Annotated in this window: 27 protein-coding genes and 1 pseudogene; 6 read left to right on the top strand and 22 right to left on the bottom strand. The window is 67.5% G+C overall.

What is annotated here, in order from left to right; translation table 11 throughout:
• Window positions 1-72: 72 nt before the first annotated feature.
• On the top strand, window positions 73-600 hold the full coding sequence (locus tag ACWCPQ_RS02160) for an AAA family ATPase (RefSeq protein ID WP_449893732.1): 528 nt from the start codon (window positions 73-75) through the stop codon (window positions 598-600).
• Between the two features lie 33 nt (window positions 601-633).
• Here the strand turns inward: ACWCPQ_RS02160 and ACWCPQ_RS02155 are convergent, their stop codons facing one another.
• The 4 genes from ACWCPQ_RS02155 to ACWCPQ_RS02140 form a co-directional block, all read right to left on the bottom strand.
• Window positions 634-1,131 (bottom strand): pyridoxamine 5'-phosphate oxidase family protein, encoded by a 498-nt coding sequence (locus tag ACWCPQ_RS02155; protein WP_449893730.1) that lies wholly within the window; start codon window positions 1,129-1,131, stop codon window positions 634-636.
• Window positions 1,132-1,263: 132 nt separating this feature from the next.
• Window positions 1,264-1,926: a methionine ABC transporter permease gene (locus tag ACWCPQ_RS02150; RefSeq protein ID WP_449893728.1), complete on the bottom strand. Its 663-nt coding sequence runs from the start codon at window positions 1,924-1,926 to the stop codon at window positions 1,264-1,266.
• Between the two features lie 10 nt (window positions 1,927-1,936).
• Complete coding sequence (locus tag ACWCPQ_RS02145) at window positions 1,937-2,965, bottom strand: methionine ABC transporter ATP-binding protein (RefSeq protein ID WP_449893726.1); 1,029 nt, start codon at window positions 2,963-2,965, stop codon at window positions 1,937-1,939.
• Window positions 2,962-3,834 carry a MetQ/NlpA family ABC transporter substrate-binding protein gene (locus tag ACWCPQ_RS02140; protein ID WP_449893725.1) on the bottom strand — a complete coding sequence of 291 codons (873 nt, stop codon included), beginning with the start codon at window positions 3,832-3,834 and terminating at the stop codon, window positions 2,962-2,964. Before ACWCPQ_RS02140 ends, ACWCPQ_RS02145 begins: the two co-directional genes overlap by 4 nt.
• A 133-nt stretch (window positions 3,835-3,967) precedes the next feature.
• Here ACWCPQ_RS02140 and ACWCPQ_RS02135 point away from each other — a divergent pair, with 133 nt between their 5' ends.
• Window positions 3,968-4,849 carry a MetQ/NlpA family ABC transporter substrate-binding protein gene (locus tag ACWCPQ_RS02135; RefSeq protein WP_449893722.1) on the top strand — a complete coding sequence of 294 codons (882 nt, stop codon included), beginning with the start codon at window positions 3,968-3,970 and terminating at the stop codon, window positions 4,847-4,849.
• Window positions 4,850-4,873: 24 nt separating this feature from the next.
• On the opposite strand, the gene ACWCPQ_RS02130 is transcribed toward ACWCPQ_RS02135, so the two are convergent.
• Window positions 4,874-5,665, bottom strand: a complete 792-nt coding sequence (locus tag ACWCPQ_RS02130; protein WP_449893720.1) for an SDR family oxidoreductase — start codon at window positions 5,663-5,665, stop codon at window positions 4,874-4,876.
• A 301-nt stretch (window positions 5,666-5,966) separates the two neighbouring features.
• Between ACWCPQ_RS02130 and ACWCPQ_RS02125 the strand changes: the two genes are divergently transcribed.
• The 3 genes from ACWCPQ_RS02125 to ACWCPQ_RS02115 all read left to right on the top strand — a co-directional run bounded on the left by ACWCPQ_RS02125 (window position 5,967) and on the right by ACWCPQ_RS02115 (window position 7,878).
• The gene (locus ACWCPQ_RS02125) at window positions 5,967-7,109 is read left to right on the top strand and encodes a lipase family protein (protein WP_449893719.1); all 1,143 of its coding nucleotides are present in this window, start codon (window positions 5,967-5,969) and stop codon (window positions 7,107-7,109) included.
• Between the two features lie 130 nt (window positions 7,110-7,239).
• Window positions 7,240-7,656: a hypothetical protein gene (locus tag ACWCPQ_RS02120; RefSeq protein WP_449893717.1), complete on the top strand. Its 417-nt coding sequence runs from the start codon at window positions 7,240-7,242 to the stop codon at window positions 7,654-7,656.
• Window positions 7,657-7,722: 66 nt separating this feature from the next.
• Window positions 7,723-7,878 carry a hypothetical protein gene (locus ACWCPQ_RS02115; protein WP_449893715.1) on the top strand — a complete coding sequence of 52 codons (156 nt, stop codon included), beginning with the start codon at window positions 7,723-7,725 and terminating at the stop codon, window positions 7,876-7,878.
• A 121-nt stretch (window positions 7,879-7,999) separates the two neighbouring features.
• Here the strand turns inward: ACWCPQ_RS02115 and ACWCPQ_RS02110 are convergent, their stop codons facing one another.
• Window positions 8,000-8,557 carry a TetR/AcrR family transcriptional regulator gene (locus ACWCPQ_RS02110; RefSeq protein WP_449893712.1) on the bottom strand — a complete coding sequence of 186 codons (558 nt, stop codon included), beginning with the start codon at window positions 8,555-8,557 and terminating at the stop codon, window positions 8,000-8,002.
• An 88-nt stretch (window positions 8,558-8,645) separates the two neighbouring features.
• On the opposite strand from ACWCPQ_RS02110, the gene ACWCPQ_RS02105 reads away from it, so the two are divergent.
• Window positions 8,646-9,356, top strand: coding sequence for an SDR family NAD(P)-dependent oxidoreductase (locus tag ACWCPQ_RS02105; RefSeq protein WP_449893710.1), 711 nt, complete (start codon window positions 8,646-8,648; stop codon window positions 9,354-9,356).
• 117 nt (window positions 9,357-9,473) lie between these two features.
• On the opposite strand, the gene ACWCPQ_RS02100 is transcribed toward ACWCPQ_RS02105, so the two are convergent.
• From ACWCPQ_RS02100 to ACWCPQ_RS02025, 16 genes and pseudogenes are all read right to left on the bottom strand, one after another.
• Window positions 9,474-10,259, bottom strand: coding sequence for an MHYT domain-containing protein (locus ACWCPQ_RS02100; RefSeq protein ID WP_449893708.1), 786 nt, complete (start codon window positions 10,257-10,259; stop codon window positions 9,474-9,476).
• Between the two features lie 915 nt (window positions 10,260-11,174).
• The gene (locus ACWCPQ_RS02095) at window positions 11,175-11,408 is read right to left on the bottom strand and encodes a GNAT family N-acetyltransferase (RefSeq protein ID WP_449893706.1); all 234 of its coding nucleotides are present in this window, start codon (window positions 11,406-11,408) and stop codon (window positions 11,175-11,177) included.
• 166 nt (window positions 11,409-11,574) lie between these two features.
• Window positions 11,575-12,315 (bottom strand): SDR family oxidoreductase, encoded by a 741-nt coding sequence (locus ACWCPQ_RS02090; RefSeq protein WP_449893704.1) that lies wholly within the window; start codon window positions 12,313-12,315, stop codon window positions 11,575-11,577.
• Between the two features lie 356 nt (window positions 12,316-12,671).
• On the bottom strand, window positions 12,672-13,595 hold the full coding sequence (locus ACWCPQ_RS02085; protein ID WP_449893702.1) for a hypothetical protein: 924 nt from the start codon (window positions 13,593-13,595) through the stop codon (window positions 12,672-12,674).
• Window positions 13,592-14,881, bottom strand: coding sequence for a hypothetical protein (locus ACWCPQ_RS02080; protein ID WP_449893700.1), 1,290 nt, complete (start codon window positions 14,879-14,881; stop codon window positions 13,592-13,594). Before ACWCPQ_RS02080 ends, ACWCPQ_RS02085 begins: the two co-directional genes overlap by 4 nt.
• A 182-nt stretch (window positions 14,882-15,063) precedes the next feature.
• On the bottom strand, window positions 15,064-15,891 hold the full coding sequence (locus tag ACWCPQ_RS02075) for an enoyl-CoA hydratase/isomerase family protein (RefSeq protein WP_449894378.1): 828 nt from the start codon (window positions 15,889-15,891) through the stop codon (window positions 15,064-15,066).
• Between the two features lie 31 nt (window positions 15,892-15,922).
• A complete protein-coding gene (locus tag ACWCPQ_RS02070) occupies window positions 15,923-16,693 on the bottom strand; it encodes an SDR family NAD(P)-dependent oxidoreductase (protein WP_449893698.1) in 771 nt (256 codons plus the stop codon).
• Between the two features lie 153 nt (window positions 16,694-16,846).
• Window positions 16,847-17,434, bottom strand: a complete 588-nt coding sequence (locus tag ACWCPQ_RS02065; protein ID WP_449893696.1) for a TetR/AcrR family transcriptional regulator — start codon at window positions 17,432-17,434, stop codon at window positions 16,847-16,849.
• A 64-nt stretch (window positions 17,435-17,498) separates the two neighbouring features.
• Window positions 17,499-18,424 (bottom strand): annotated as a pseudogene (locus tag ACWCPQ_RS02060) (oxygenase MpaB family protein).
• Window positions 18,425-18,543: 119 nt separating this feature from the next.
• Window positions 18,544-18,786, bottom strand: coding sequence for a helix-turn-helix transcriptional regulator (locus ACWCPQ_RS02055; RefSeq protein WP_449893694.1), 243 nt, complete (start codon window positions 18,784-18,786; stop codon window positions 18,544-18,546).
• Window positions 18,776-19,627, bottom strand: a complete 852-nt coding sequence (locus tag ACWCPQ_RS02050; RefSeq protein ID WP_449893692.1) for an ABC transporter permease — start codon at window positions 19,625-19,627, stop codon at window positions 18,776-18,778. Before ACWCPQ_RS02050 ends, ACWCPQ_RS02055 begins: the two co-directional genes overlap by 11 nt.
• Window positions 19,624-20,553 (bottom strand): ABC transporter ATP-binding protein, encoded by a 930-nt coding sequence (locus ACWCPQ_RS02045; protein ID WP_449893690.1) that lies wholly within the window; start codon window positions 20,551-20,553, stop codon window positions 19,624-19,626. Before ACWCPQ_RS02045 ends, ACWCPQ_RS02050 begins: the two co-directional genes overlap by 4 nt.
• A gap of 99 nt (window positions 20,554-20,652) precedes the next feature.
• Window positions 20,653-21,291, bottom strand: coding sequence for a class I SAM-dependent methyltransferase (locus ACWCPQ_RS02040; RefSeq protein WP_449893688.1), 639 nt, complete (start codon window positions 21,289-21,291; stop codon window positions 20,653-20,655).
• 55 nt (window positions 21,292-21,346) lie between these two features.
• Window positions 21,347-22,063, bottom strand: coding sequence for an MBL fold metallo-hydrolase (locus ACWCPQ_RS02035; RefSeq protein WP_449893686.1), 717 nt, complete (start codon window positions 22,061-22,063; stop codon window positions 21,347-21,349).
• A gap of 206 nt (window positions 22,064-22,269) precedes the next feature.
• Entirely contained in the window at window positions 22,270-22,860 is a 591-nt protein-coding gene (gene lppU, locus ACWCPQ_RS02030) for an LppU family putative lipoprotein (RefSeq protein WP_449893684.1), read from the bottom strand.
• Window positions 22,861-23,471: 611 nt separating this feature from the next.
• Window positions 23,472-26,396: a helix-turn-helix transcriptional regulator gene (locus ACWCPQ_RS02025; protein ID WP_449893681.1), complete on the bottom strand. Its 2,925-nt coding sequence runs from the start codon at window positions 26,394-26,396 to the stop codon at window positions 23,472-23,474.
• Window positions 26,397-26,581 lie beyond the last annotated feature (185 nt).

Here is a 26,581-nt window from a genome sequence, read left to right as displayed (position 1 = left end):
GCGGAGTCCGATCGAACGACAACCGAAGTCGTCGGTGCCGACCGCCTCGGCTTCCGATGTCATCATGGCGGTATGTCGGGCTCCGTCTATCTGATCACCGGTATCCAGGCCGCGGGCAAGTCGACGGTGGCCCAGGCCCTGGCCGAGCGCCTACCGTGTTCGGCGCATATTCGCGGTGACGCGTTCCGCAGATTCGTGGTCAACGGACGAGCCGAGATGACCGCCGAGCCCAGCCCGGCTGCCGTCGCACAGCTGCAGTTGCGCCATCGGCTCGCCGCGGTCGCGGCCGACGAATACGCCGCCGCCGGTTTCGCCGCCGTCCTGCAGGATGTGGTGCTCGGGGAACATCTTCCGTGGATCGTCGACCGGATCCGGACCGATCCGCTGTACGTCGTCGTCCTGGCGCCGCGACCCGAGGCAGTGGCCGCGCGTGAGGCGGGCCGGGACAAGAACGCCTACGGGACGTTCACCGTATCCGCCCTCGACACTGTCCTGCGGGAGAGCACCCCGCGACTCGGGAATTGGTTCGACACCTCGGATCTCACCGTCGAGGAGACCGTCGCGGCGATCTTGTCCGACGCGCGACCGATCCGGCAGTAGCCCGGCCGAAACGGTCCAGCAGAGTCGATCGGTTCAGGCGCACCGGCGTTCGGCCCGCTGCCGGATAAGCTCCTCGATCGCGGTCGGGAGAGTGGTTTCGAAGTCGATCAGCTTCACCCAGGTCGGCGTGATCACGATCCGGACCATGCCGTCGTAGAGCGAACGCACTTCGGCCTCCCATTCGGCGCGCTGCTCGGAGGTCATATCGTAGCTGCCGTTCATCTGCAGGTACTCCGCCGCAATACCGTCGACCGCGTCCAGCTCCACCCGGCCGCGGATGAGCAGGATCTTCGGCGGATGTACTTCGGTGTCGATCGTCAGCGCGACCTCTGGGTGATGTCGCAGATGCGGCAGCTTCGGGGCGTTCTCGGTGGTGCAGACGACGATCTGTGCGCCGTTCCAGGTGAAGGCGACGGGAATGTTACGAGGTGTGCCGTCCTGGGCGACGTAGGCCATGCGCAGCAGGTCTCGGGCCAGGAGTTCCCGGCTGTTCGGGAGATTCAATATCGTGGTGATCCGGTTCGATTGCACGACGGTCGCTCCTTCGTCGGTGTCGTCGAGGGCCGTTCGGCTGCTCGTACCCCTGGGACGGAGCAGCCCGGGCGTTCTCGACATCCACGGCGCACGGATCTCCGGGCGCGGGGGAGACGCACGGAAACGACGTCAGCGGCGCAGCACTTTGCGTGCGGTCCAGTTGCCGAGGAACTGGATGGCCTGCACACCGGCGATGATGAGCAGGGTGGCCACCAGCGTGACCTCCCAGTCGAATCGCTGATACCCGTAGACCAGCGCGAAATCACCGAGCCCGCCGCCGCCGACCGTGCCCGCCATGGCGGACATGTCCACGATGGCGATGATGACGAAGGTGTATCCCAGGATGAGTGGGCCCAGGGCCTCCGGGACGAGCAGGGTCGAGATGATCCGCAGTGGTCCGGCACCCATTGCCCGCGCCGCTTCGATCACGCCGGGGTCGACGGTCACCAGGTTCTGTTCCACGATCCGGGCGATGCCGAACGAGGCGGCCACTATCATCACGAACGCCGCCGCGTCGGTACCGATGGTGGTACCCACCACTTCGAGGGTGATCGGTCCGAGTGCCGCCAGCAGAATGATGAACGGGATCGGGCGCACGACGTTCACCAACACATTGAGCACCCAGTTGATCGGGCCGTTGGCCAGCAGCCCGCCCTTGCGGGTGGTGTAGAGCGCGGTGCCCAGCACCAGCCCGATGATGCCGCCCACCACGAAGGTGAGCAGCACGAGATAGATCGTGGTGCCGACGGCCTCGGTGAGGATCGGCCGTAGTTTGTCCCAATCGGTGTGCATCCGGTCCTCGCTACCGCTGGTCGAGTTGTGCGATCACCTTGTCGACGGCCTCGTCCGGGCCGTCCAGTGCAAGGGTGATACTGCCGAAGGTCTTGTCCTGCAGAGTGCTCACGCCGCCGTACACCACCTCGAAACCGACCCCGGCGTGCGCGGCGGTGGCGAGCGCGGGACCGATCCCGCGGGTGTCGTCGATATCGACAGTCACCAGCCTCCCGTGATGTAGTTCGTCCAGGCGGCGCAGTTCCTCGGGCGCGGGGCGATTGTGCAGCACGGTGTCGACGAACGATCGGGTCGGTGCCGCACGCGGTGCCGCGAATACGTCGAAGGTGTTCGCCAACTCGACGATGCGGCCTTCGGCGAGCACCGCGACCCGGTCCGCGACCGCCCGGATGACGTCCATCTCGTGGGTGATCACCACAATGGTCACGCCCAATTCGGCATTGATCTTGCGGAGCAGCCGCAGCACCTCACCGGTGGTCTCCGGGTCCAGCGCCGAGGTGGCCTCGTCCGCCAGCAACAGCGACGGCGAGGTGGCCAGTGCCCGTGCGATCCCCACCCGCTGTTTCTGTCCGCCGGACAGCTGGTCCGGATAGCTGCGTGCCTTGTCGGACAGCCCGACGAACTCCAGGAGTTCGGCGAGCCGTTCCTTGCGTTTCGCGCGCGGCCAGCCCGCCACCTTCAGCGGATACTCGATATTCCCGGCCGCGGTTCGGGAGCGGAAGAGATTGAACTGCTGGAAGACCATGCCGATATCGCGGCGTATCCGTCGCACCCGGGCCTCGGAGACACCGGTGATCGGGGTACCCGAGATCTCGATGCTGCCGCTGGTGGGCCGTTCCAGGGCGTTGATGAGCCGGACCAGAGTGCTCTTCCCCGCACCCGAGTAGCCGATCACACCGAAGATCTCGCCCTTCTCGATCCGCAGATCGATATCGGACAGCGCTTTCTCTTCGCTCTTGCCCGTGCCGAACACCTTGGTCACCGAACGGAACTCGACCGCGGGAACAGCGGCCGCCGGCCCGGTGGGTGTTCGGGTCACTGCCCGTCGCGGATCGTCTGCTGCACCCGCTGCAGTATGGGTTCGAGATCGGGCCCGGCCCGCCGGACCTCCACCGAGGTGCCCTTCGACGATTCGGCTACCGCCTGCTGGACCTCGGGGTCGTGCCAGATCTCCACCAGGCGCTGGTAGGTCGGGTCGGCCTTGTCTTCGGCGCGGGTGACGAAAGCGTTGATGTACGGTGCGGCGCCCGGGCTGGAGGGATCATCCTTGAACAGCGCCGACAGCGGATCGACACCGGACCGCTCCAGGAAGGTGTTGTTGATGACGGACCCGTCCACCGATGCCAGGGACAGCGCGGTCTGCGCCGCGTCGACGGGGGTGACCTTCACTTTGGAGCCGGCCCGATCGATATCGGCGGGGGACGGCGCCAGCGTGTCGGAGGTGAATCGCACCAGGCCCGCGGCCTGTAGGACGAACAGTGCCCGAGCCTGATTGGAGGGATCGTTGGGAATCGCGATCTCGCCGCCGGCCGGGATATCTGCCACCGATTCGTGTTTCTTCGAATACAGGCCGAGCGGGACGATCTGAGTCGCACCGATGGGCGTGAGATCGGCATTGTTGGCGACATTGTATTCGCCGAGGAACTGCAGATGCTGAAACAGATTGATATCGATCTGCCCCTGCGTGAGTGCGATATTGGGCTGCGAATAATCGGAGTAGTTCGTGATCTGCAGTGTGATACCCGCGTCCCGGGCCTTCTGTTCGAACACGTCCCACGCCTGATCGCTTTCGGTGGTACCGATGCGCACCACGTCATCGGATCCGGCGTCACCGCCACCGCAGCCGGTGAGGGCGAGTGCCGCGGCGATGGTCAACGCCGGTATCGCCAGTACCCGAGGGAATTTCAACGCCTGCTCCCGAATGATCGTGGTCGTGCGGACTCGACCATCCAAGCGGCGCCGGTACCGGGGTGACAACGGTTGCGATTGCGCTGAACGAAATTCTGGCCCGCGCGGTACCGGACCGCCTAATTTGCGCACAATGCGAGGTCTGCGTCGTTTCGCCGTTGTCCCGGTCCTGCTCGCGCTGGCCGCCCTGCTACCCGCCTGTGGCGCGGATCGCGATCCGGATGTGGTGCGTATCGGGGTGAACGATCTGGCACTGCCGCACTGGGAGGTCTATCGACAGAAGGCGGCCGAACGCGGGATCGCCGTGGAATTCGTCAACTTCTCCGATTACAACCAGCCGAACCCGGCTCTGTCGCAGGGCCGGATAGATCTCAACAAGTTCCAGCACGTGCGTTATCTCGCCAATTACAACGTGGCCGACAACGACGACCTGACCCCCATCGGCGCCACCGAGATCTTTCCGCTGACGCTCTACTCGAAGAAATACGATTCGGTGGCCGATATCCCGCCCGGGGGTGAGATCACCCTGAGCCACAATCCGGCCAATCATGTGCGCCCGCTGCTGGGGCTGGCGGCCGCGGGCCTGATCGTTCTGAAGGGGGGCCCGAGCTGGGATTCGCGAATCGAGGATGTGGACACCGTCGCGTCGCGGGTGCGGCTCACCACGATCGATCCCACGCTCACCGCGCAGTCTCTCGACAGTGTGGCCGCCGCGTTCGTGGACGATACGTTCGCCGTTCCGGCCGGCCTCACCGCCGACGACGTCATCTACACCGATGATCCCGAGCGACCGGAACTGGCCCAGTACATCAATGTCTTCGCCGCGCGGGCGGAGGACAGGGACGATCCGACCCTGCTCGCGTTGGCCGATCTTTATCACGATCCCGACGTGGAAGCCGCCGTCCGGGCCGAATCCGGCTACGACGGGATCTTCAAGGACAACGACCCGGCGGAACTGCAGGCCACTCTCGCGGAACTGGAAACAACTTTCCGGGGCCGTTCCGGCCCGCGCTGATCCGGTGCGTGCCGTCCGCCGGGGTCACTGCCAGTGCCGGTCGCCGACGGCCGCGGCCTCCGTGCCCCCGTCGGCGAAGATGATCTGACCGGTGACGAAACGGTTGTCGACGCCGGCCAGCCAGCAGATGAGTTCGGCGATCCACTCGGGGCGGCCCGGGAACCCGCCGAACGGCTGCGGGGCCGCGGCCTCGATCGTGCGCCGTACCTCGTCGTCGGCCAGGATCCACGCGGCCGCCGGCGTATCGACCACTCCCGGCGCGACGGCGTTGAGCGCGATACCGGCGCCCGCCCATTCGGCGGTGGGAGCCGTCCGGCGCACCCAGCGATTGAGGGCCCGCTTGGCGATACCGTAGCCGCCGGCATGACCTCCTGCGCCGGGGTCGGCCTCGAGACGGGCGACCGCGGCTGCCTCGTCGCCGTCGAGACAGGCCGCGACGATGCGTTCGTCGGCCGGAGCCAGCGACGAGGTCGACGAGACGGCAACGGCGCGGGGTGCCGGACTCCGGGCGAGCAGCGGGCGTAGACCCGCCAGTGTGGCGACGGTCCCGAAGTAATTGGTCTCGAGCAGGCCGGTGGTACCGCCCCCGGCGACCGCGAGGACTCCGTCGATCGCCCCGTATTCGCTCACCCGATCGATCAGAGTCCGCCGCCCGGCCGGCCCGGAGAGGTCGGCTCGGATCTCGGCGTCGGCGAGGTCGCAGCCGATCACCGTCGCCCCGCGCTCCCGGAGAAGTGCCGAGGTGGCGGCTCCGATACCGGAGGCCGAGCCGGTGACGACATAGCTTCGCCCGGCGAACCCCGGATGTGCGGACATAGCGCTCTCTGTTCTGCCGGGACCCGGCGTACAGCCACCGGGTCTGCCAGTACCGTACGCCCGCGCGGTTTTCGCCGTGCCAGCGGCGGCCCACGGCGCAGTCCGTGGAACAGCCGCTGTCGCAACGGCATCGGGTGACCGGGCGATGCCGGATTTGTCCATGCCGGGTTCCGCGTACCCGTACTGCTCGGTTGCCGATGGCCGCTGCGGCATACCGAGGTGGCTGGTCGACTGTCCAGATGTAAGACTGGCTGCGCACCGCCGGGGTCGGGCCGGTGCCCGGTCCGGTGAGAGGAACACCATGCGGAAACTACGTACCGCCGCGGTCACCACGCTGTTCGCGGCTGCGGCGATCTCCGGTCTGCCCGGCGGGAACGCGACGGCAGCGCCGGCGGCCGGCGTCGTCGAATCCGTGGAAGCGGCGGCCGCCCCGGCCGTGCTGCCCGGATCGGCCGCTGCCGAGCGGATCCTCTATACGAGCTCCACGGTGGGCGCGCAACCCACCGTCGCGAGTGCGGCGGTCTATTTTCCGCCCGGCCAGCCCCCGGCCGGCGGCTGGCCGATCATCGCCTGGGCGCACGGTACGGTCGGACTGGGGGATTCCTGCGCCTACAGTGTGGCCGGCCCCGGCGCCGTCGAGCGGGACTGGGCGTACCTGGGGACATGGCTCGAGCAGGGTTACGCGATCGTCGCCGCCGATTACGCCGGGCTGGGTACACCCGGTGAACACCCCTACCTCAACGGGGTGGTGGAGGCACACAATGTCGTCGACGCGGTGCGCGCCGCGTCCGGGCGCTACCCGGCGCTGTCGAACAAATGGGTCGTGGTCGGGCAGTCCCAGGGTGGGGGAGCGGCGGTCACCACGGCCCGCTACGCCACTGAATTCGGCGGGCCCGGACTCGACTACCGGGGCGCCGTCGCCACAGGTGTCCCCGCCTATATCGAGAACATTCTCGCGCTGATGGGCCCGGGCGTGCCACCGGTGAAACTGGGCGCGCACACCACCGGATACGCGCTGTACCTGCTCAACGGTCTGCGCACCACCTATCCCGAACTCGACGTCGAATCCCTGCTGACCGACTCGGGCCGGTACTGGCTGGAACGCGCACGCACCGAATGCCTGTCCCCGCTGGGCGACGCGCTGGTCGCCGACGGCGTGGTGATCGGTGATCTCTTCGCTCGTCCGCTGTCGGATATCCCGGACCTGAACGGACTGCTCACCCGTTATCTCGGTCTTCCCGAGTCCGGCTACGACCGGCCCCTGTTCCTCGGGCAGGGGTTGCGCGACACCGATGTGATCACGCCGGAGACATTGCGTTTCGCCGGGGTGCTCGCCGCGAACCGCCAGCCGGTGACGCTGAAGGTGTACCCGGCCGACCACGACGGAACGGTCAACGATTCGCTGCCCGATTCGGTGCCGTTCGTACGCGATCTGTTCGCCTGAGCTCGGCTCGGCGGACGCCGGAGCCCACCATCCGGTGAATCCGGGTGGCGGACATGGGCTTCGCCGGGTTTGATATCGCAAGGGCCGGGAATAGCGGGAGCATAGTGTCCCTCTACCCACGGGAATTGCCATGATCGTTGTTCTCGGGCTCGTGATCGCCGTCGCGGCGGTTGCCGCCGGCGTTGCCGGTGTCGCGGCCAATACCAGTGATGTCAATCGTCTGACCAGTGACTTCTCGGTCTTCGACTACCACTTCGCCGGAACCACCGGTGAACTGTTCCTTATCGGCATCATCGTCGGTGTCGTCGGTGGGCTGGGAGTCGGTCTCGTCTCCGCCGGAGCGTGGCGGTCCACTCGCCGGGGAGCGGCGACGCGTCGGGAACTCCGGCAGTCGCGTAAGGAGATCGCCGCGGTCCAGCGGGATCTCGCCAAAACCAAGGAACCCGCGAAGAAGCCCGCGCCCGCTCCCGCCGCGGCCGGTGCTCCGGCCTGGTCGATGAGCAAATTGCTGCGCAAACCGGACAAGGGCGCGGCAGCGGCCAAATAAACGCACGGTCGAACAACAGCGGGCACTCGCCCGGACGTCGGAATCCCGAATCAGAAAGTCAGTGTCATGATCGTTCTCGGACTCGTTCTCCTCATCGCCGGTTACCTGCTCGGTATCGGTGTACTCACCACCATCGGTCTCGTACTGCTGGTAGTCGGCGCGGTGCTCGCCATCGCCGGTTCGGTGGGCCGTCCCGTCGCCGGTCGGCGTCACTATTACTGACCTGGGTAATTACTGACCCGCGTACCGCGGACCACTGACGGCCGCGGCGGTGCGGTGACCTCTCGGGGTCGCTCGCGCCGCCGCGGTCTTTCGTATCTCGGTCAGGCGCATCGGAGCGGATTCAGCCGCGCCCGGCGCGCAGACCGTCCAGCGCCAGGACGAGGCACCGGTTCGCCGCGGCCGGACTCGCGGCGTCACCCAGCAGGGACAACCCCCAGATCAGATGGAAGACATCGTCGTCGGTGACCGCACCGCGCAGCACTCCCGCGTCCCGGGCCCGTTCGAGCAGTCGGGACAGTTGTGCCATACCGCGATGGCATGCTTCCACCAGATGCTCGGCCGCCGGATGGTCGCCGGTGATCGCCTCGAGGAGGCCGCGGTCGGCGATCATCCGATCCAGCAGCTGGGCGACGAATCCCGTGAAGGCATGCCACGGGTCCGGTTCGGCGTCGGAGGCCTCGGCCAATTCGTCGAGGGCCGCCACCCGTGCCGGAAGCAGTGCGTCGATCAGCGCGTCGCGGTTCGGGAAGTGGTTGTACACCGTGCCGATTCCGACGCCGGCCCGCCGCGCCACCTCTTCCAGCGACCCACGCAGTCCCTGTTCGGCGAACACCGCGGCGGCCGCGGTGAGTACTTTCTCCCGATTCCGGGCGGCGTCGCGGCGCAAGGGTTTGGTCACGGTCACCATTCTACAAAACCGAGGCCCCCCTCGGCTTCGTGCTAGCCTCTAAGTCGAGGGGGTCCTCGACTTGGATGGGAGATCGACAATGTCAGGCGGAGGAACTGCGGTGATCGTCGGCGCCGGACCGGGACTCGGCATGTCCATGGCGCACCGGGCCGGTCGGGCCGGTCACCGGGTCGTGCTGTTGTCCCGGAATGCGGAAAGACATGCAGGTTACCGGCACGAACTGGCCGACCAGGGGATCGACGCCACCAGCTTTGCCGTCGATGTCACCGATGGCAACGCGCTACGTGCGGTCCTCGCGGAGATCACCACCGGGGATATCGAACTCGTCTACTACGGCACCGGCGCCGCGCTGCCGCCGACGTCGATCACGGAGGTGAACTCGGCGGATGTCGAGGCGGCGTTCTCCTGGGTGTGGCCGGCGGTGGACGTCGTGGCGGCCGTCCTGCCCGGTATGCGGGCCCGGGGACGCGGCGGGTTGCTGTTCGCCGGTGGCCTTTCCAGCGTGCGCCCGATGCCCGCGCTGGGGCAACTCGCCCTGGCATCCGCGGCGCTGCGGAACTATGCGATCACCCTGCACGCGGCGCTCGCCGACGAGGGACTGTACGCCGGAACTCTCACCATCGGCGGTGTCGTCGAACGCGGCGATATCCACGCGATGCTCAGCGCCGATACCGCCCGCTATGGCCCGCTGGAAGGGCACACCCTCGACCCCGACCGGATCGCGGACGTGGCGTGGGAGATGTATCGATCGAAAGACCGGGCCGAGGAGATCTTCGACGTACTCGACTGAGGAGAATCCCGAGGTCGCGCCCCCGGTTCGCTGCGCGGGGTCCCGGAGTGCGATATCCGCCGGGGCGCCGTGCGCCGGTGGGCGGCTGTCGCATACCGGCGGTCCGGGTCTCGGCGGTCAGCGGACCGGGCGCTGTTCCCGCTCCCGAGTGGCCGGAGTGGCCGGGGCGGTGGAGCTGTGCGGATCGGTCAGCGCCATGCTCACGCCGATCAGCAGCACCACGGTGACCACGCTGATAGCGCCCAGGAGTGGGCCCAGTACCTGGAGCGGCTCGGCGCCTTCGGGGGGTGCGGCGTCGGGAACGGAATGTGCGTGCATGGCCGACATTCCGGTGTAGTGCATCGTCGCGACCGCCGCGGCCATGATCAATGCCGCGCCCAGGGTGGACAGCAGGCCCCAGGACCGCATGCTGAACCAGAGTGTGGCGGTGGCAGCGACGGTGGCGATCACCAATGAGAGAGCTACCCGGGCCGGGTCGTATTCGATATGGGCGTCGGTGCGCATCGCGTACATACCGGTGAAGTGCATCGCCCCGATGCCCAGTCCGGTGATGGCCCCGCCGGTCAGCAGTGCTGGAACACCGGACCCCGGGGCGGTCACCAGCGACAGGCCGATGCCGACCACGCCGATCGCGATGGCCGCGCTCAGCAGGGTGAGCGGTACATCGAAGCGGATCTGCGCACCGTCGATGGAAAAGCCCAGCATTGCCACGAAATGCATGACCCAGATTCCGGTGCCGCCCACCGTCACCGCCCCGAGGATGAGCCACACCACCCGACGCCGGCCGTAGCGTGCCTGCCGGGTGCACTGTAATCCGATGGCGCACCCGGTGGCCGAGAGAAAGTAGGCGAGGGCGGGTGTCAACCAGCCGAACGCAAAGTGTTCGAGGTGAAGCATGTCCATCCAACGTTCCGCCGGGAAACCCGGAATTTCACTGTAGGGCTAGACAGTACGGCGCCCGTCCCGGCGCGGTGTGCTGATCATTTGCTTAAAACCCTGTGGTTTCAGTCACATTCGGCATCCGCGATACTTCGGATCCGCAACATTGCGTTATCTATGTTGCGGATCCGGCGCCGTTCCGGGTGGTGGATCGATACAGGGCGGAAGGTCGGAATCGTCCTTGTCGCCGCGCTCTTGGGCTGTGCTCGCCGTCGGCGCTGCCTATCCACGCAACGTGAAACAAGGGCGGTTCGAATTTCCTGCCGGTCCACCCTGGGCTTTTCGCCCATTCGATAACTGATGCATAACTGCTCCATAACTTATCTGCAGCGGTTGTCCGATCGGTGAAACGTTCACGCACCGGCGTGGTGCGGAACCAGTTCCGAGGCGGGAGTGACCCGGCTGTCGAATGCCGTCCACAGAGACCCGTCTGTCAGCCGACGTAGGACGAACCGGTATTTCCCGTAGCTCGCTCGTGACACCGCTGCCAGGCGAGTCCTGCCCACCACTCGGTAGGGGTGTCCATCGATACGCACTGTCGGGTTCATGATCAGTCGTCCCCTTTCGCCGTCGTCAGCTACGACCGCCACTGTCACAGGGAGGTGCTGAAGACAGCCTGAAAAGGGCTGAAGGCCGTTTCAGGAATCCGGAGCCGGGCCGCGTGTAGTAGTCCCCGATGGGTCCGACAGCGGGCACAATCCACGTCACGGTTACCGACCGATCGTGCGAGCTTGCTCTCGATCCGAGCGACACCGAAGTTCACGACGATGGCCGCTTCGAACAGGCAGCTGGGCGCGGCACCTGCCCTTGTCCGGCTCATCCAGGATCGAAAGATATACGCAGCCTCCGGTACCGGCCGAACGCTTTTCCGAACACGACCTATGCGGGGCTGCGGGAATCGCGGGGCAGTGTCAGTCCCATCACCACCGCGTCCCAGAGCTCGCCGTTGCGGCGGCGGTAATGAGTTCGCAGGACGCCTTCGATCTCGAACCCGGCTCGGGTGTACAGCGTGAGTGCGGGTTCGTTGTGGGGCCAGACCTGCAACGAGACCTTGTGCGCGCCGTGTTCGCGTGACCAGTCGATCACCCGGTCGAGCAGCTGTGTCCCGAACATATCGCGCCGGGTCGTCCCCACCTGCTGCCACGACCGCTGCAGTCCTTCGCATCGGAAACCGGCGCGTTCCGCGGGTCGGTTATCGGCGCCATCAGGTGATCATCGCCCGGTGCCGATCCGGGCGGCCACGAAATTTGCGGTAACCGCCGGCGAGATCGCTGCGGCGTCAGCGGTGCGTTTCCAGCCAGTCCCGGAAATGGGTCGGGGCCAGGTGTGCGTCCGGTCCGGCGAGGAGCTCGTCGCCGGCGATCGCCGCGAACATTCCGGCGGTGTCGTCGGTGACGACGATCCGATCGTCGTGCCGGGCGGTCAGGGCCATCCGGCCGATCTCGTCGAGCGGGAAGACGTCGGGACCGGCGACGTTGCGAATGCCCTGTAGCGGAGTGCCCAGCGCGACGCCGACCACCGCGTCGACGACATCCGCGGCCGCCATCGGTTGTAGACGGGTCGCGGGCAGCCGGACGGTGGAGTCGTCGGCGGACCAGGACATGACCGCGTCCATGAATTCGAAGAACTGGGTAGCGCGGACGATGGAATACGGGGTGGGGCCCTGCCGGAGCATTTCCTCCTGCAGGGTTTTGGCGCGGTAGTAGTCCAGCTGGGGCACTTTGTCCACACCGACGATGGAGAGAACCACCTGATGTTTCACTCCGGCCCGGTCACCGGCGGCGAGGAGGTTGTCCATGGCGGTCCGGAAGAAATCCGTGGAGGCCTCGTCGAAGGTCGGGGAGTTGGCCAGGTTCACCACCACATCGGCGCCCTCGACCGCGGCGTCGATACCCGCTCCGGTGATCAGGTCCACGCCGGTGGAGGGCGCGGCGGGTACCGGATCGTGACCGGCGGCCTTCAGCTTCGCCACGACCTGCGAACCGATCCGGCCGGTGCCGCCGATGACTGTCAGCTTCATGGTGCTCACCTTTCACCGCCTGCGCGCGGCAGGCCGGGGTTCTGAGAGTTCGATGTGCACTGAGTTGCGGAGATACTGTCCACTGCGGCGGTCCGCGGTCGACCGGCCGCGGGAACCGGGCGATCATTAGTGCTGCCGTTCCAGCATCGCATTCCCGGTTCGCGGGACCGGGCGCGGCAACCGGAATAGATGATTTCGAGACCTGTGGTCCGCGTGCGACCGGGTCCGGCACGTTATGGCACCGCGGCCGCGGTTCGCCGGCGCACGCCTGCAACAGGGGCGTCGGCCGATCTCCGCGACGCCGTGCCGCCGAGTACGGACCCGGCGTCGGGGAGATCGGCCGAGGACAACCGGGATCAGATGGTGAGGCGCGCGTCGGGCACCACGCGGGTGATCGACAGATCCCGATGCGCGATCCCCGGGCCGTGGTCGTGCACCGGCCGCACCGCTTCGATAACATTTACGCAGGTCAGATGATCGGCGGGATGAAGCCCGTCGGTGAACCGGAACCGGACGTTGGCCGTACCCTTCGCGGTATCGGTGGTGGTGACGAGTTGATATCGCAGCGGCGCCCGGTCCGTGTCGGCGGTGGTCCAGATCGACCGGTAGCTCAATCCGGGCCCGAGGTCACGGTCGACGATCACCTTCTGGACTGTTCCGGAGTCGTTGGTGACCACCTCGACCGTCCGGCTCGGCGTCGCGGCGGTGCCCGCGGCACTGTGGAACACCGCGTCGTCGAGAACCCGCAATCCCGCCGCGTAGTAGCCGTCCACCGCGGCGGCGCCGGCGGTGGCGGTTTCGGGACCGACAGCTCCGATACCGATATCGTGCCGGGTACCCCACGGGTACACCCCGGTCTCGGGGAAGTCGAGTTCCTCGATCAGCTCCACCCGCCGGATGCCCCGGGTCACCTCGGTCAGCGACCGGATGAGCCGGGCCGGGATGGTGGCCTGGAAGGCTCCGGTGGCGTGGAAGGTGGAACGACCTGCCCGGCAGGCGTCCAGCAGCTCGGCCGGTGGCAGGTGCCCGTCCAGCGGCGCGGTGGATACGACGTCGAATCCTTCCCGCAGCAGCCGGGGCAAGACGTCTTCCGGTGCGCCCGCGGCTATCTCGGCGAAACTCGGCAGGTAGACGACGCACGCAGTCCCCGCCGGCGGGGACTGCGCGGCTTCGGTCCGCGCGGACACCTCGAGGTCCGCGCGCGCTCGGATCCGATCCGTGATCCGGTCGGCCAAGGGGCCGGCGCCGAGCACCGCGACCGCGAGCGTGGGTGTACTCATGACGACTCCAGAAGGTAGTGAGGACGCAGGTCCGGCATGACCACACCGGGTGGCGCGGCACACAACTCGGGAACGACGGCGAGCATTGCGGCGACCGAGATATCGGTGACGGCCGACCAATCTGCGCTATAGGTCTGGGCATCCATTTCGTTACGCATCTCGATCGCGCCGGGACTGCCGTCGAGGGTGATCACGTGTCCGCCCGCCGGGCTGTTCGGATGATCCTGCCCCAGATGGGCATTGCCCTGTCCGACATGCCAGCACTCCTCGTTGGTCATGAAGAGGCGCTCACCGAGGTAACCGCGGTAGGTCATATGGATCGCGCCCACTGTTCCGGGTTCGACCACGGTGCCGCCGGCCGCCACCCGCACTCGTGCCGGAACCGGGTACAGATGTCGCTCGACCCGGACCGTCTCGGAGCGGGCTCCGTACAACGCGTGGGCGACATTGCCGAGAACGGCATCGAAGTAGAAGTGTTGCATCAGGCCGATCGCGTGATCGGAATCCACTGCCGACAGCGGCATTCCGAACCCGAGGCTTTCCAGCCCGCCCCACATTCCGTCGGGTGCGGCGGACAGATCCCCGACCTCGAGGAACCGCACTTCGTCCACCTCGTCGAGCAGCGCGGCCAGCCGGAGCAACAACTGTTCGACCATCAGTCCCGGGTGCAGCCCGGTGCCGTGCAGGGATACGCCACCCGCCAGGCAGGCACGCTGTAACCGGCGGCCCGATCGCCGTCTCGGGATCGCCCGGTCCACGAGCGGGCCGGCCAGTAGTTCCAGGCCGGGCCGCAACGGTCGCGCGAGTGACGAGTCCACCGCGCGCATACCCAACCGTAAAGCCCTGAGCGCGTAGCGCAACCGGGGGCCGAAGGCGTCGCCGGTGACCTTCGTGTCCGCCACCGTCCGCAGCACCGACAGCGGCGACTGCGTGGACGACAACCAGGTCGGCATTGACGGATTGTGATACGAGGCCGCTGATACGACGTTCTTGCCCGATTCGAGCAATTCGACGACGTCGTCGTCGGTACCCTGCAGCAGGGCGGGGGTGGTCGGTGTGTGGATGACGCAATCGGCATCGAGAGCGAGGATATCGGCTTTCGACGTGGTCGCGGTGATCCCCACCGGGGGCAGCCCGGCGAGCTCCCCGATATCCGTGCCGTGTTTGTGCGGACTGAACACCTTGACCCCGACGACCTCGAAGTCGGGAGATTCGATGGCGGTGCGCAATGCGCGTCCACCCATATCGCCCGGGCCCCAGATGATCAGCCGATATGGACCTGTCACAACCGTCTCCTCGCCGTTCGCGGACTTTCTAACACACCGCGGGATGTGACGCCTGCATTCTCGGCGGGGTGGCATCGGTAGATTCGGGAATGCTGCTGTGCGAGATGAATCGGCGACAGATCATCGCAGGATGTGATCTGCGGTTCGGCTTCGGTGGGCGGCGGCCGGCATGGCGTTCTCGTTCACAACAGGCCCTGGGTGGTTTCGGTACCGGACCGGAATGCGGCGAACGAGGCGTCGAGTTCACCGGTCGCGCTGCACATCACCTGGGTGCGGTTCTCCATATCGAGGGCATGACGCAGACTCGGTGCATCCACGGTCTGCCACATCGTCTCTTTCGTCATCCACACCGCGAGCGGGGAATTGCGGGCGATCTCCTCGGCCTTGGCGATCGCGCGGCCGAGGAGATCGCCGGTGTCGACGACCTCGAGCACCAGTCCTATCCGCAACGCCTCCTCGGCGTCGAAAACACGGCCGGTGAGCAGCAGTTCGGCTGAGCGTGCCGCACCGACGAGGCGCGGCAGGTGGTAGCTGGTCCCCATATCGCAGGCCGAGATGCCGTGCCGGATGAACACCGCGCCGAACGAGGCGTCGCGAGCGGCGTATCGGATATCGCAGGCCAGTGCCAAGGCGAACCCACCGCCGACCGCCGCCCCGTTCACCGCGGCGATCACCGGCTGGCGCAGCCGGTGGATCTTCTCGAACGCCGAAGCCATCAACTCCTGGGCGGCGAGGATCCGGGCAACCGGGGAACGGACGGCGCCCAGCAGGGCCGCGGTCGGCGTGGCATCGGTGGCGGTGAAATCCTCCGGCCGCGCTTTGAGATCGGCGCCGGCGCTGAAACCGGCCCCGGCCCCGGTGATGACCAGGGCTCTGACCTCAGGTTTCCCATTGACCTCGTCGAGTGCCGAATGCAGTTCGGCGACGGTCTGATTGTCCAGCGCATTGCGCCGGTGCGGCCGGTCGATCGTCAGTACGACGACACCGGACGGCAGGTATTCGGTGGACAGCGCGGACACGGACACTCCTTCGGTGGTGTGATCAGCGTGCGACGGTCCCGCCGTCGACGAGGAAAGTCTGCCCGGTGATGAAACTGCCGGCATCCGAACACAGCAGCAGCGCGGTCCCGACCATTTCGTCGGGCCGGGCGATACGCCTCAGCAGGGTGGCGCCGGCCATGGCCGCGACGAATTCCGGCGGATTGTTGCGAACCATATCGGTATCCACCGCACCGGGCGCCATGGCGTTCACCCGGATACCGTCCGCGGCGAATTCGGCTGCCATGGACCGGGTGAACGACAGCAGGGCCGCCTTACCCGCGGCGTACATCGACAGCGCGGGCGCGAACTGCATCGCCGCGACGGACCCGAGATTGAGCACCGCCGAGTGCTCACCGGCGCGCAGATAGGGCAGAGCCGCCTGGATCAGGAACAGCGGCCCCTGCACATTGACCCCGAAGGATTTCGCCACTGCTGCCGGTTCCATGGTGGCCAGCGGTTGGGCGAGGGCATTGGCGGCGTTGTTCACCACGATATCGATACCGCCGAAGGTTTCCGCGGTGGTCTCGACCAGCGCGTGCAGGGCGTCCACATCGCCGAGGTGGGTCGGTACACCGATCGCCTCCGCGCCCAGTTCCCGCAGCTGTGCCGCGGCCTGTGCGCAGGCCTCCGGTTTCCGGCTCGCCACCACGAGTCGTGCGCCCGCGCAGGCGAATCCCTCGGCGATCGCGAGCCCGATACCCCGTGTTCCTCCGGTGACGATCGCGGTCCGCCCGCTCAGATCGAACAACTTCTGATAGGAGGTCCTGTCCACTGTCCACCTTCTCGGTCTGCGGGGCGATACCCGTGGCCGTAGGACGCTCTACGGCTGGAGTCAGTTGTATCAGCGCCCCGGCGGGTGCGGCAGGATCGGTCCCGTTCGGTGCGGAGCGCGGCACATCCGGTCCCCGCGGGTCCCGAAGCCCGATCACCACACCAGCCGGGCGAGATAACGGAGGGAGTATTCGCGGATCGCGTCCGGATCGGTGATATCGAGCTGTCCCTCGGGGTTCAGCAGCAGCGACAGCGCGAGGCGGATCAGCAGTTCGGCGACCGCTCGCAGATCCTCGTCCGGCATCGTCACACCGCTGCGCCGCAATGTTGCCGCGACCCGTCGGCCGGCCTCCGCTATGGGCAGCCCGCGCGGTTGCCGGGCGGGCCCCGTGATCAATTCCGGTTCGCTGGTGACGATGCGCCGGGCGAGCGGTGTCCGCTCCAGGAGACCGAAGAACAGTGTGAAGCATTCCGCGACGGCCGCACCCGGTTCCCGCCCGGCCGCCGCCTGGGCCAGTTGTCCCAGCAGAGCATCGGTTTCGCGCAGTACCAGCAGCTCGAACAGCGATTCCTCGGTGGGGAACCGCCGGTACAGCGTCCGCCGGCTGATACCGGCGCGCAGCGCGATATCGTCCATGGTGGATCGGCGTACACCGTACTGCTCGAACTCCGATTGCGCGGCGGCGAGTATCCGGTCGACCCGGGGGTCGGTCCGGTTCGGGGTGGCGGTATCGGGAGTCATCGGACGCCGGGCTCCGGGACCGTGGCTGCCCGGCACGCCGCCGATCGTCGCGCCGCGACCGATATCACCAGTGCCGCTTTCCGTTGTGGATCCGGCGGGGGTCGACCCCGGTCCGCGCCCAGGCCCGCGCCGCCCACGGCACATAGAGCACCCGTACCGGCAGCCTGCCGAAAACGGGATTCGCGGCACGCATCACGGCGGCGAAGCGCTGGAACGTCTTTCGGACCGGGTATCCCAGGGCAGTTCGCAGACATCGCGCATCTGCTGGGGCAGCGTGCCGATCAGGACTGTGCGCAGGGTGGCGTCGATCGGCGCGGCGAGAATCCGCCAGAGCGGCGCCGGAATCCACCGGGGGCCGGGGACGCCTTTGCGGAGATAGCCGGTGGCATACCAGATGGTGCGGGTCCGGACGAACCGCGTGAGCATCCGGTCCCAGTACGCCAGGAACTCCTCGTAGGTCTGCGGCTGGTTGCGTGCGCTCACCCCGTACAACTGGAACCAGGACTTGCTCTCCTCGAAGATCTGTACCTTCTCCGCGTAGGACAGGCGCCGCACGAAAGTATCGGTGATGTAGAGGACCTGGTCGACAAAAGTGGCGTGGGCCCAGTAGAACAACTCGGGGTTGAGCGCGTGGTAGCCAGAGCCGTCACCGATGGTGCCCTTGATGGATCCGTGGAAGTCCCGGACCCGGCGGCCCCATTCGTGGGGGTCCTCGCTGTAGACGGTCTGCATGATGGGCGGAGCGCTACGGCGGGCACGCCCCAGGCAATCGCTGAAGATCACCGAGTGGTCCTCGACCCCCTGCGCCAGCTGTTCGATGCAGTTCTCGGTGCCCGCGAGCCGCTGGAAACCGAGCACGCCGCGGATATCCCCGTAGAACTTCCACACGAGCGAATCCGGGCCGAGCCGTGGTGGTGATCCGGCGTTCTCGGTGACCGGAATGGGCAGGCACTTGCGGATTCCCGCGTCGAATTCGATGGTCACCGGTATCGCCGTGGCGCGCAATCGAGGATCGATGGCACAGATCAATGACTTCGTGCCACGACGGTACAGCTCCGGCCCGCACACCACAAGAGACGATTCCCGAGTGGCGCGTGCGGGCCGGAGTGCTACGCGGTGGCGGTGCCGGAGCCCAGGCGGGGAAAGGGTTCGGTGGAGAACACCACCTCGACTGCCACCTCGAAATATGCCGCGATACGCAGCGCCAGATGCAGGCTGGGGCTGTACTCACCGCGCTCGAGATAGCCGACGGTCTGGTAATGCACACCGAGCGCCCCGGCGAGTTCCCGCCGCGAAATACCCCGCTCGGCCCGCAGCATCGCGATGCGGTTGTAGATGGCCTCAGAAGGCACGCTGCATCGCCCTCTCCCGACGTGCCGCCATATTCGATCCGGACTCGTGCCGTGCCATGCGCCGCAACACTACCGGTGCGACGATCAGTCCCACGATCGCCCACGACCCCAGAACCGCGACGGTTTCGAGGTGGCGCCAGGAGCCGCCGATCTCGATCCCGGCGGCCTCGGGCGGCAGGAGCGCCGACCGCATTCCCAGTCCCGCCCAGTACATCGGGAACACCTGGGCCACGCCCTGCAACCAGCCCGGAAGCGCGGTGAGGGGATAGAAGATCCCGGAGATGGCGATCAGTCCCATCAGGGGCATCGTCAGCAGGAACGAGGCCCGGGCGCCGTCGAGAACGCCGCCCAGGATCGCGCCGAGCGGCAGTGCCGCGAGCAGCCCGAGCGACACCACCCACGCGAACCTCGCCCACGCCCCGGGGCTGTCCAGTGACGAACCGCCGATGATGAGCATTCCGGCGACCAGGACGACCAGTACCTGCACCAGAACAGATCCCGCCGCGGCGGTGACCTTGCCGACGAAGTAGCCGATCATCCCGTGCGGGGCGGTCCTGGCCCGCAACAGCGTGCCGTCCTCGCGGTCGAGTACGAGCACATTGGTGAGCGCGTACAGGCCGTTGAACGCGATGATGGTGCCGAGCAGGCCGGGCAGGGCGAGTTCGGCGACGGAGCGGCCGGTATCCCCGTACTCGCGACCGCGGAGCAGATAGAGCGCGCCCAGCGTGATCGTCGGCGTGAGGAACTGTCCGATCAGATCGGGCGCGTGGGTGAACATCTGCCGGAATTCGATCCAGCCGCGAAGGAAACCGGCGCGGACCGCGCCTGCGACGGGATTCATCGGATGACCTCCGCGAGGGTGTGGATCGCGGCCGCGGAGTCCGCGGATTCGCAGCGCCGGACCAGCGTCATATAGGTGTCCTCCAGCGATGCGCGGCGTACCTCCAACTCGCCGATGCGATCGCCGTGTTGTTTGAAGAGTTCGTGCACGAACTTCGTCGATTCGGTGGTGGTGTGGACGAACCGCCGGTCGTCCACGGTCCAGCGGACCTCGGCCTCACCCGCGATCGAACGGGAGAGTTCGTCGGCCGAACCGTCGGCGATGATGCGCCCGCCCGCCAGGATCAAGATCCGGTCGGCGATCTTCTCCGCCTCGTCGAGGTCGTGGGTGGTGAGCAACACCGTGGTGTCCTCCAGGTCGGACAGGCGATGGACGAGATCGTGGAAATCGCGCCGCGCCGCGGGGTCGAATCCGGCCGTGGGTTCGTCCATGAACAGCAGTTCCGGCCGGCCGACGATGGCGATCGCGACATCCAGCCGGCGCCGTTGCCCGCCGGACAACTTGGCGATCTCGGAGTTCGCGTGTTCGGCGAGGCCGACCAGTTCGACGAGTTCGCCGGTGTCCCAGGGCTTCCGGGTCTGTTCGGTGGAGTACGGGCGGTAGAAGGTCCCGAGATGGTCCAGCAATTCGTGGACCCGCCATTTGGCATGGTCGCGCCAGGATTGCAGGACGACCCCGATCCGCGACCGCCAGCGTTCGTCGCTGTGTTCGGGGTCGGTGCCCAGTACAGCGACCCGTCCGGCGGATCGCTGCCGGAAACCTTCCAGGATCTCGATGGTGGTGGTCTTACCGGCTCCGTTGGGTCCGAGCATGACGAGCACTTCGCCACGCCGCGCCTGGAATGTCACCTCGTGCAGGACATCGGTGGTGTCGTAGCGCATTCGCAGTCGGTCGACATCCAGCACCACGCCGTCGTTCGAAGTCATGAATCCTCCCGATCATCAACCTTCGATGATTTGTAGCATATCTACTACATATGGCAGCGGCAATGTTCATGACACGTCTCGGGGGCCATGCTCAGATCGTCAGCGATCGGTAGGTGCGAGCGAGAACACCGCGACCAGGAAGTCCGAATGCTCGGTGAAGGGCCGCAGGTCCCAGGTCGACAACAGGAGGTCCGCGGTGAGTCCTTGTTCGGCGGCATCGGCGCGGAGCTGCGCGAACTCGTAGCCGCGGTCGGCGCCGAATCCGGTGACCACCCGGCCTTCCCGGGCGAGATGCCGGGCGAATCCGGCCAGCACCGCGGGCCGGGTGGACGGCGCCAGAAAGGTCATCACATTGCCCGCGCAGACGATCACATCGAAATCCGCGCCGATACCGCGGGACGGCAGATCCAGTTCGGCGAGATCACCGACCAGCCAGGTCGGCCCGGGGTGGTCGGCCTCGGCGGCCGCGATCAGCACCGGGTCGATATCGACCCCGACAACGGTATGACCGGCATTGTGCAGATGCCCGCCGAGCCGTCCCGGTCCGCAGCCCGCATCGAGCACACGGCCACGCCGGCCCAGCATCGCATCGATCAGCCGGGCCTCACCGAAGATGTCGTGCCCCTCGGCGGCCAGGGTCCGGAACCGCTGTACATACCAATCGGAATGGGCGGGGTCCGCCGCGGTCAGCTCCTCCCAACGGCTCGGTGTCCTCGCCGGACGCTCGTGCGCGCTCATCCAGTTCCTCCTCGCTCGGTCGCCGGGGGCGGCGCCCGGTGGAACCCTACGGCCGTCAGGCGGCCATCCGGTTCTCGTAGACCGTCGCGAGGTCGTGCAGGGCCGCCGCGCCGTCGCCGGTGAAACTGGAGCCGTGCATCACGGCGAGCGTTGTGGGCCGCAGTTCGGCCAGGCGGTGCAGAGCCGCCGGAACCGCCGGTCCCAGCGAGGTCGCGTGGAAGGCATCCTCGGCCGCCTCGGCCGGGCCGACCAGATCCGCGCCGGTCGTCGGCGGACCGTCGCCGAGCTGGGTCATCAGATCGCCGCAGAAGAGCACCCCGGTGGCTTCCTCGTAGAGCACCCGCGCCTCCCAATTGTGCGGTGCGTGCGGGGTGTCGAGATGCTGGATGCGGCGGTCTCCCAGATCGATCACCTCGCCGTCGGCGAGTCGCCGGGGCAGCCGGTCGGCCAGATCGTCCAGTGACACCTGGCAGCCCACGACGCCGTGTGCCACTTCTGCGCGCGGCGCCGCGTTCAGGAACAGGTTCATCGCGCCGCTCTCGTCGGCCTCCACATGACCGAAGGTGATCCAGCGCAGATCCTCGACGGGCCGGATCCGGGCGATCGCGGCGGAAACGGCGGGGAACAGCGCCCGCATCCCGGTGTGGAACAGCAGAGGTTCCGCGGCGTCGACGAAGAACTGATTGAAAGTGAAACCGGCCGGGCCGACCTCGGGTACGAAGGTGGAGAATCGGTAGATACCGTCGGCGATCTCGTCTGTTCGGATATCCATCACAGCAGTCCTGATAGCGCCATCCCCCCACCAGACATGGACAGAACGCGTATTCGAGTACCGAAACCCAGTGTAACTCCGCCGGTCAGCGCCGAACAGGGCCGTGGCTACCGGCCCCGGCGCCGGATCCGGAGCTCCGCACCGGACAGGGCGCGTGGCCTCACTCCTCGAGGTGAGGCCACGCCTGCCGGCAACCGGGCGGGCGGCTATACCTCGGCGACACAGGTGACGAGCTGCCGCTCGTCATAGGTGTAATAGCTGGTGGCCTCGGCGGGGCACCCGGATTCGTCGGTGGTGCCGGTCAGGATCTCGAGCACGCGGACGGTATCGGGCTTCCCCGGCGTGCACGGGCTGTGCGTGGGGCTGTCGCTGCCCGACGGAACGGTCATGCACTGGCCCTCCACCCAGTCGATATCGAGGCACAGGGCGCCCTGCTCCCGGCCGCCCAGCGTCACGTAGTACGTCTGGTCGACATCGGACGCGCAGCCGTCCTGGGTCGGGGCCTTGGCGACCACCTTGTAGTTCGAATTCTCCGAACCGCACTGGGCGTGGTCGATCTCGGCGTCGGTCATCGTTCCCGAAAGGGTGACGCAGTCGCCGATGGCGGCGTCGAAGTCGACGTCACCGCCGTCGTCGGCGCCGTTCTGCCCGGGCACGGTGACCGCCGGGGAAGCCGGCGAACCCTGGGTCGAGTCCGCTCCGCTGGTACACCCGGACAGGGTCAGCACGGCACAGCTCAGTACGACGAGGCCGGTCATGACACCGGGCAGCCGGAACGCAGGCAAACGTCTGGACATGAGAACTCCTTCATGGAAATACGTGATGGTGAACAGTGATCGGGCACAATGTGATTCGGGCCGAGTGCCGGGTGTCCGCGATTCCGGGCCACAGTGCGGTGGCGAGGTCCGTCCCGGGTACGAACAGATGACCGCAACAAACGCGCGTGCCCCGCCCGGTGTTTGCCCGGACATCGCTACCCACCTCTCCGGTGGCCGTCACCGGCCGCGAGAGAGTCGATTCCCCGATGACACATCGCCGATACAGGCGGTGCGGGTAGATGTCCGGCCGGGTGCGGCCGAACGAAAGCGGCTATGAGATCCACCGAGCCGACTTCTGGTTGTCTCGGTGGAACAGCCACCTGCGAATGCTCGCGCGAGCCTACCGGTCGACCCCCCGACCCGCAGTGATCACGAGGATTGTTACCCCTGCCCCGGATCCCCGCCGCGCCCGTGACCTACGGCCGAAGCTTCCCACGTCGGTACCTTCTCCTCCTCGCTCATGCCCGGCGCAGATCTTAACCGCTTCTGCCGACAAAGTGGATCCGTTCGAGTTCGCCCGGGACCAGCACGGCATCGCCGAGGGTGTGCGGACGTGGGCGCTACGGGGCGCCGGGTGCACCGTGGCTGTCTCAGGCCCGGCGGCCCGGCCGGACCTCCGGACCGCTCTGCCGGACCGAATCGGCGGCGGCCCGCGCGGCGAGAGCGGTGCGGGAGGAGAGGTTCAGCTTGGCGAACAAGCGCGACAGATGCGCTTCGACGGTTTTCTCACTGACGAACAGTTCCTCGGCGATCTGCCGGTTCGTCATTCCCCGCACGATCCGTTCGACGATATCGATCTGGCGGCGGGTCAGCCCGGCGAAAACCGAGGCGTCGTTCGCGCGGGCCGGGCGGGCGGACGTTCCTTTCACCGATTCCTGTGCGGTGCGGGCATACCGGGCCAGCTCGGCGGCGTCGTGTTCGGCCGATACCGCGAGCGCGGTGCCGAACTCCGCCGCGGCCCGGCCGGGGTCGCCGAGTTCGGCCAGGGCACCACCCAGCACCAGCCGCGCCGCGGCGGCATCCAGTGGTGTGCCGCTCTTCCCGTATTCCCCGACCGCGGCACGGGCGAGGTCGGCCGCGCGATCCGGCCGGCCCAGCGCCGCTTCCAGCCGTGCCCGCGCGTAGCGCGCGTCGCCGACTCGCATATGCATCATCGGCGCGGCCGCCGCTACGGATTCCAGATACCGCACCGTCCGCTCGGCGGATTCGAGTTCACCCAGCGCGATTTCGGCTTCCACCAGGTGGCGCAGCCAGTACGGAAGTGTCGTCGGGCTGACGGTGGACAGATCGCCGTAGCCGCCGTGGGTCACGATCTGTTCGTGACCCCGCGCGTGGTCCCCGATCGAGATGAGGGCGGCACCGTAGGTCAACGGCGGGTGCTGGGAATACACGCTCTGCGGCGCGCCCGCCGCGATCGCGACTGCGCGGGCGCCCGTGGCCAGAGCCTCTTCGCGGCGGCCGAGCAGGGAGAGCGCCCAGCAGCGGGTGCCCTCGGTGATCGCGACCAGCGATGGATTATCCAGCAGCAGTGCGGTCTCGACTGCCTCTTCGACGACCCGGAGCGCGGGTAGGAGCCGGCCCTGTAACAGCAGGGCCACCGCCTGCAGGTGCAGCAGGTCGACCATATGGCGCCCATGGCCGGTGCGCCGGCATATCCGGATCCCACGCTCGCCGTGGGCGACCGCGAGCGTCCACTGTTCGAAGGACACCGCGGCGAACATCAGATCTGCCACGCCCTCCAGCAGTTCGGGGGTTATCTCACGATCGCTGAGCGAGTCGAGGATCCGCGCGGCCGTACCGAGATCGTCGCGGCCCTGCTGTAACGCGGAATCGAGTTGTGTCGTGGCGAGCCGCGCGTTCGCGGCGGTGGCGAGCAGATACGGGCGTCGATCCGCATCCGGCCGGGTGCGCTGCATCAAAGCGGTGGTGATGGTCATCGCGTTCTCCCAGTCGCCCAGATAGAGATGACTCTTGGCGAGCGCCAGCCGGTAGCAGGCGGCCTCGATACCGGCCGGGCCGACCAGGTCCAGCGCCGCCGACAACAGCCGGTGTCCCTCGGCCGGATAACCCAATCCCTGCTCGGTCGCTGCGAGGGCGACCATCATTCGTGCGCGTTCGTGGTCGGGAGCCCGGTCACCGCACTCGGCCAGGGCCTTGTCGAGGACCTCGCGGCTCTCCCGGAGTCGGCCGCAATCGTTGAGGGAATCGCACAGTGCCACGACGAGGGCGATACGGCGCTCACACGCGGCCTCCGCGGGGAGCAGGCGCAGGGCCGCTTCGAACCATCGTGCGGCGGTGAGCGGAGCGCGGGCAACGGCGTCCCGGGCCGCCTCGGTGAGGACCGCCAGTGCCTCCTCGTCGCCGATCTCGCTGCTGTACTGCAGGTGGTGGGCTCGGATCGAGAGGTCGGCACCGCGGGCGGCCGAAGCCTCGGCAGCGCGGCGGTGCGCCCGCCGCCGCCAGCCGTATCCACTGCGCTCGTACACGGCCCGGCGGATGATGGGATGCCGGAAACGCAGTCTGCCGCTCACCCCGGTCTCCTGCACCAGCTGCGTCGCGACCAGTTCGTCGGTGGCCGCGACGGCCTCGTCCTCGGGAAGCGCGCCGATATGGATCGCGAGATCCAGGTCGAAGGGTTCACCGGCGACCGCGCATGCCTGCAGGAGGCGCTGGGCCCCGGGCGATATCGATCGGATCTCCTGTTCGAGAGTGGCCTGGACGAGCACCGGCACCCGCTGCCCGGCCGGATGGTCGCCCGCCGGCCGGACGGCCTCGGGAGCGCGACTGCGTACCCGCGTCAGTTCCTGGAGATAGAAGGGGTTTCCGCCGCATTCGTGATACAAGCCCGGCAGTTCCTGCGCGCGGATCCGGTCACCGAGCAGCCGGGCGGCCTCGGCCAACGTCAGCGGCCCCAGGTCGAGCGAGGTGAGCACTCCCTCATGGGACGCCCGGCCGAGCGCCGCGGCGTGCGCGACCGGTAGCTGCCCGTTGCGGTGCGTGAATATCAGCAGACATCCGGGTAGCGCGCCACGCAGCAGGTGGCCCACGGTTTCGAGGGAAGCATGGTCGGCCCAGTGCAGATCGTCGAGCGCGAGCACGACCGGTACCCGGGAGGCCAGCAGTGCCAACGCGGCTCGGACGGCGCGGTGGCAACGCTGTCGTTCGATCGGTGTCGGGGCGGACGTAGGCGGCCCGGAGCGGCGCAGTGACGGCAGCAGCCAGCCGAGTTCGGCCAGATTCTCCGCGCCCAGCGTGCGCAGCAGGGATTCGGGCAGCGCGCCCAGCGCCGCGTCGAGTGCCTGTGCCAGAACCGCGTACGGAATTTCCTGTTCGAGCTCTGTCGCCTGCCCCCGCAGCACATGGAAGCCGTGGTCGGCGGCGGTGTGGCAGGCGGCATGCAGCAATCTTGTCTTGCCTATCCCGGGTTCCCCGGACAGCGATACGGCGGCGGGACCGCCGGTCGCCGCCACGGCGAACGCTTCGGCGAACACGCGCATCTCTTCGATACGTCCCACCAAGGGCCGGTTGTGCGAACTCGACCGCGCCCTCGGCACATTGCCTCCGTATAGGTTTCGCGAGGATCTGCCCGCGCTGTACCGATGGTCTCCGGTCACGCGGTCCGCGCTGCGAGCCCCGCGGGGAACCCACCGCTCGCGGGGCATGATATCGCCCCGCGCCGACCGGCCTCCGGCGAGAACTA

The organism is Nocardia sp. NPDC001965 (assembly GCF_053594175.1).
Note: the sequence above shows the minus strand (reverse complement) of the source record. Positions and strands in the feature narration are given on the sequence as shown.

Bases quoted from the DNA above. Each gene is read 5' to 3' on its own strand.
- ACWCPQ_RS02160 (WP_449893732.1), top strand. From the start codon at position 73: ATGTCGGGCTCCGTCTATCTGATCACCGGTATCCAGGCCGCGGGCAAG.
- ACWCPQ_RS02150 (WP_449893728.1), bottom strand. From the start codon at position 1,926: ATGCACACCGATTGGGACAAACTACGGCCGATCCTCACCGAGGCCGTC.
- ACWCPQ_RS02135 (WP_449893722.1), top strand. From the start codon at position 3,968: ATGCGAGGTCTGCGTCGTTTCGCCGTTGTCCCGGTCCTGCTCGCGCTG.
- ACWCPQ_RS02130 (WP_449893720.1), bottom strand. From the start codon at position 5,665: ATGTCCGCACATCCGGGGTTCGCCGGGCGAAGCTATGTCGTCACCGGC.
- ACWCPQ_RS02125 (WP_449893719.1), top strand. From the start codon at position 5,967: ATGCGGAAACTACGTACCGCCGCGGTCACCACGCTGTTCGCGGCTGCG.
- ACWCPQ_RS02120 (WP_449893717.1), top strand. From the start codon at position 7,240: ATGATCGTTGTTCTCGGGCTCGTGATCGCCGTCGCGGCGGTTGCCGCC.
- ACWCPQ_RS02115 (WP_449893715.1), top strand. From the start codon at position 7,723: ATGATCGTTCTCGGACTCGTTCTCCTCATCGCCGGTTACCTGCTCGGT.
- ACWCPQ_RS02105 (WP_449893710.1), top strand. From the start codon at position 8,646: ATGTCAGGCGGAGGAACTGCGGTGATCGTCGGCGCCGGACCGGGACTC.
- ACWCPQ_RS02100 (WP_449893708.1), bottom strand. From the start codon at position 10,259: ATGGACATGCTTCACCTCGAACACTTTGCGTTCGGCTGGTTGACACCC.
- ACWCPQ_RS02095 (WP_449893706.1), bottom strand. From the start codon at position 11,408: ATGTTCGGGACACAGCTGCTCGACCGGGTGATCGACTGGTCACGCGAA.
- ACWCPQ_RS02090 (WP_449893704.1), bottom strand. From the start codon at position 12,315: ATGAAGCTGACAGTCATCGGCGGCACCGGCCGGATCGGTTCGCAGGTC.
- ACWCPQ_RS02085 (WP_449893702.1), bottom strand. From the start codon at position 13,595: ATGAGTACACCCACGCTCGCGGTCGCGGTGCTCGGCGCCGGCCCCTTG.
- ACWCPQ_RS02065 (WP_449893696.1), bottom strand. From the start codon at position 17,434: ATGACTCCCGATACCGCCACCCCGAACCGGACCGACCCCCGGGTCGAC.
- ACWCPQ_RS02050 (WP_449893692.1), bottom strand. From the start codon at position 19,627: ATGAATCCCGTCGCAGGCGCGGTCCGCGCCGGTTTCCTTCGCGGCTGG.
- ACWCPQ_RS02045 (WP_449893690.1), bottom strand. From the start codon at position 20,553: ATGACTTCGAACGACGGCGTGGTGCTGGATGTCGACCGACTGCGAATG.
- ACWCPQ_RS02040 (WP_449893688.1), bottom strand. From the start codon at position 21,291: ATGAGCGCGCACGAGCGTCCGGCGAGGACACCGAGCCGTTGGGAGGAG.
- ACWCPQ_RS02035 (WP_449893686.1), bottom strand. From the start codon at position 22,063: ATGGATATCCGAACAGACGAGATCGCCGACGGTATCTACCGATTCTCC.
- lppU (WP_449893684.1), bottom strand. From the start codon at position 22,860: ATGTCCAGACGTTTGCCTGCGTTCCGGCTGCCCGGTGTCATGACCGGC.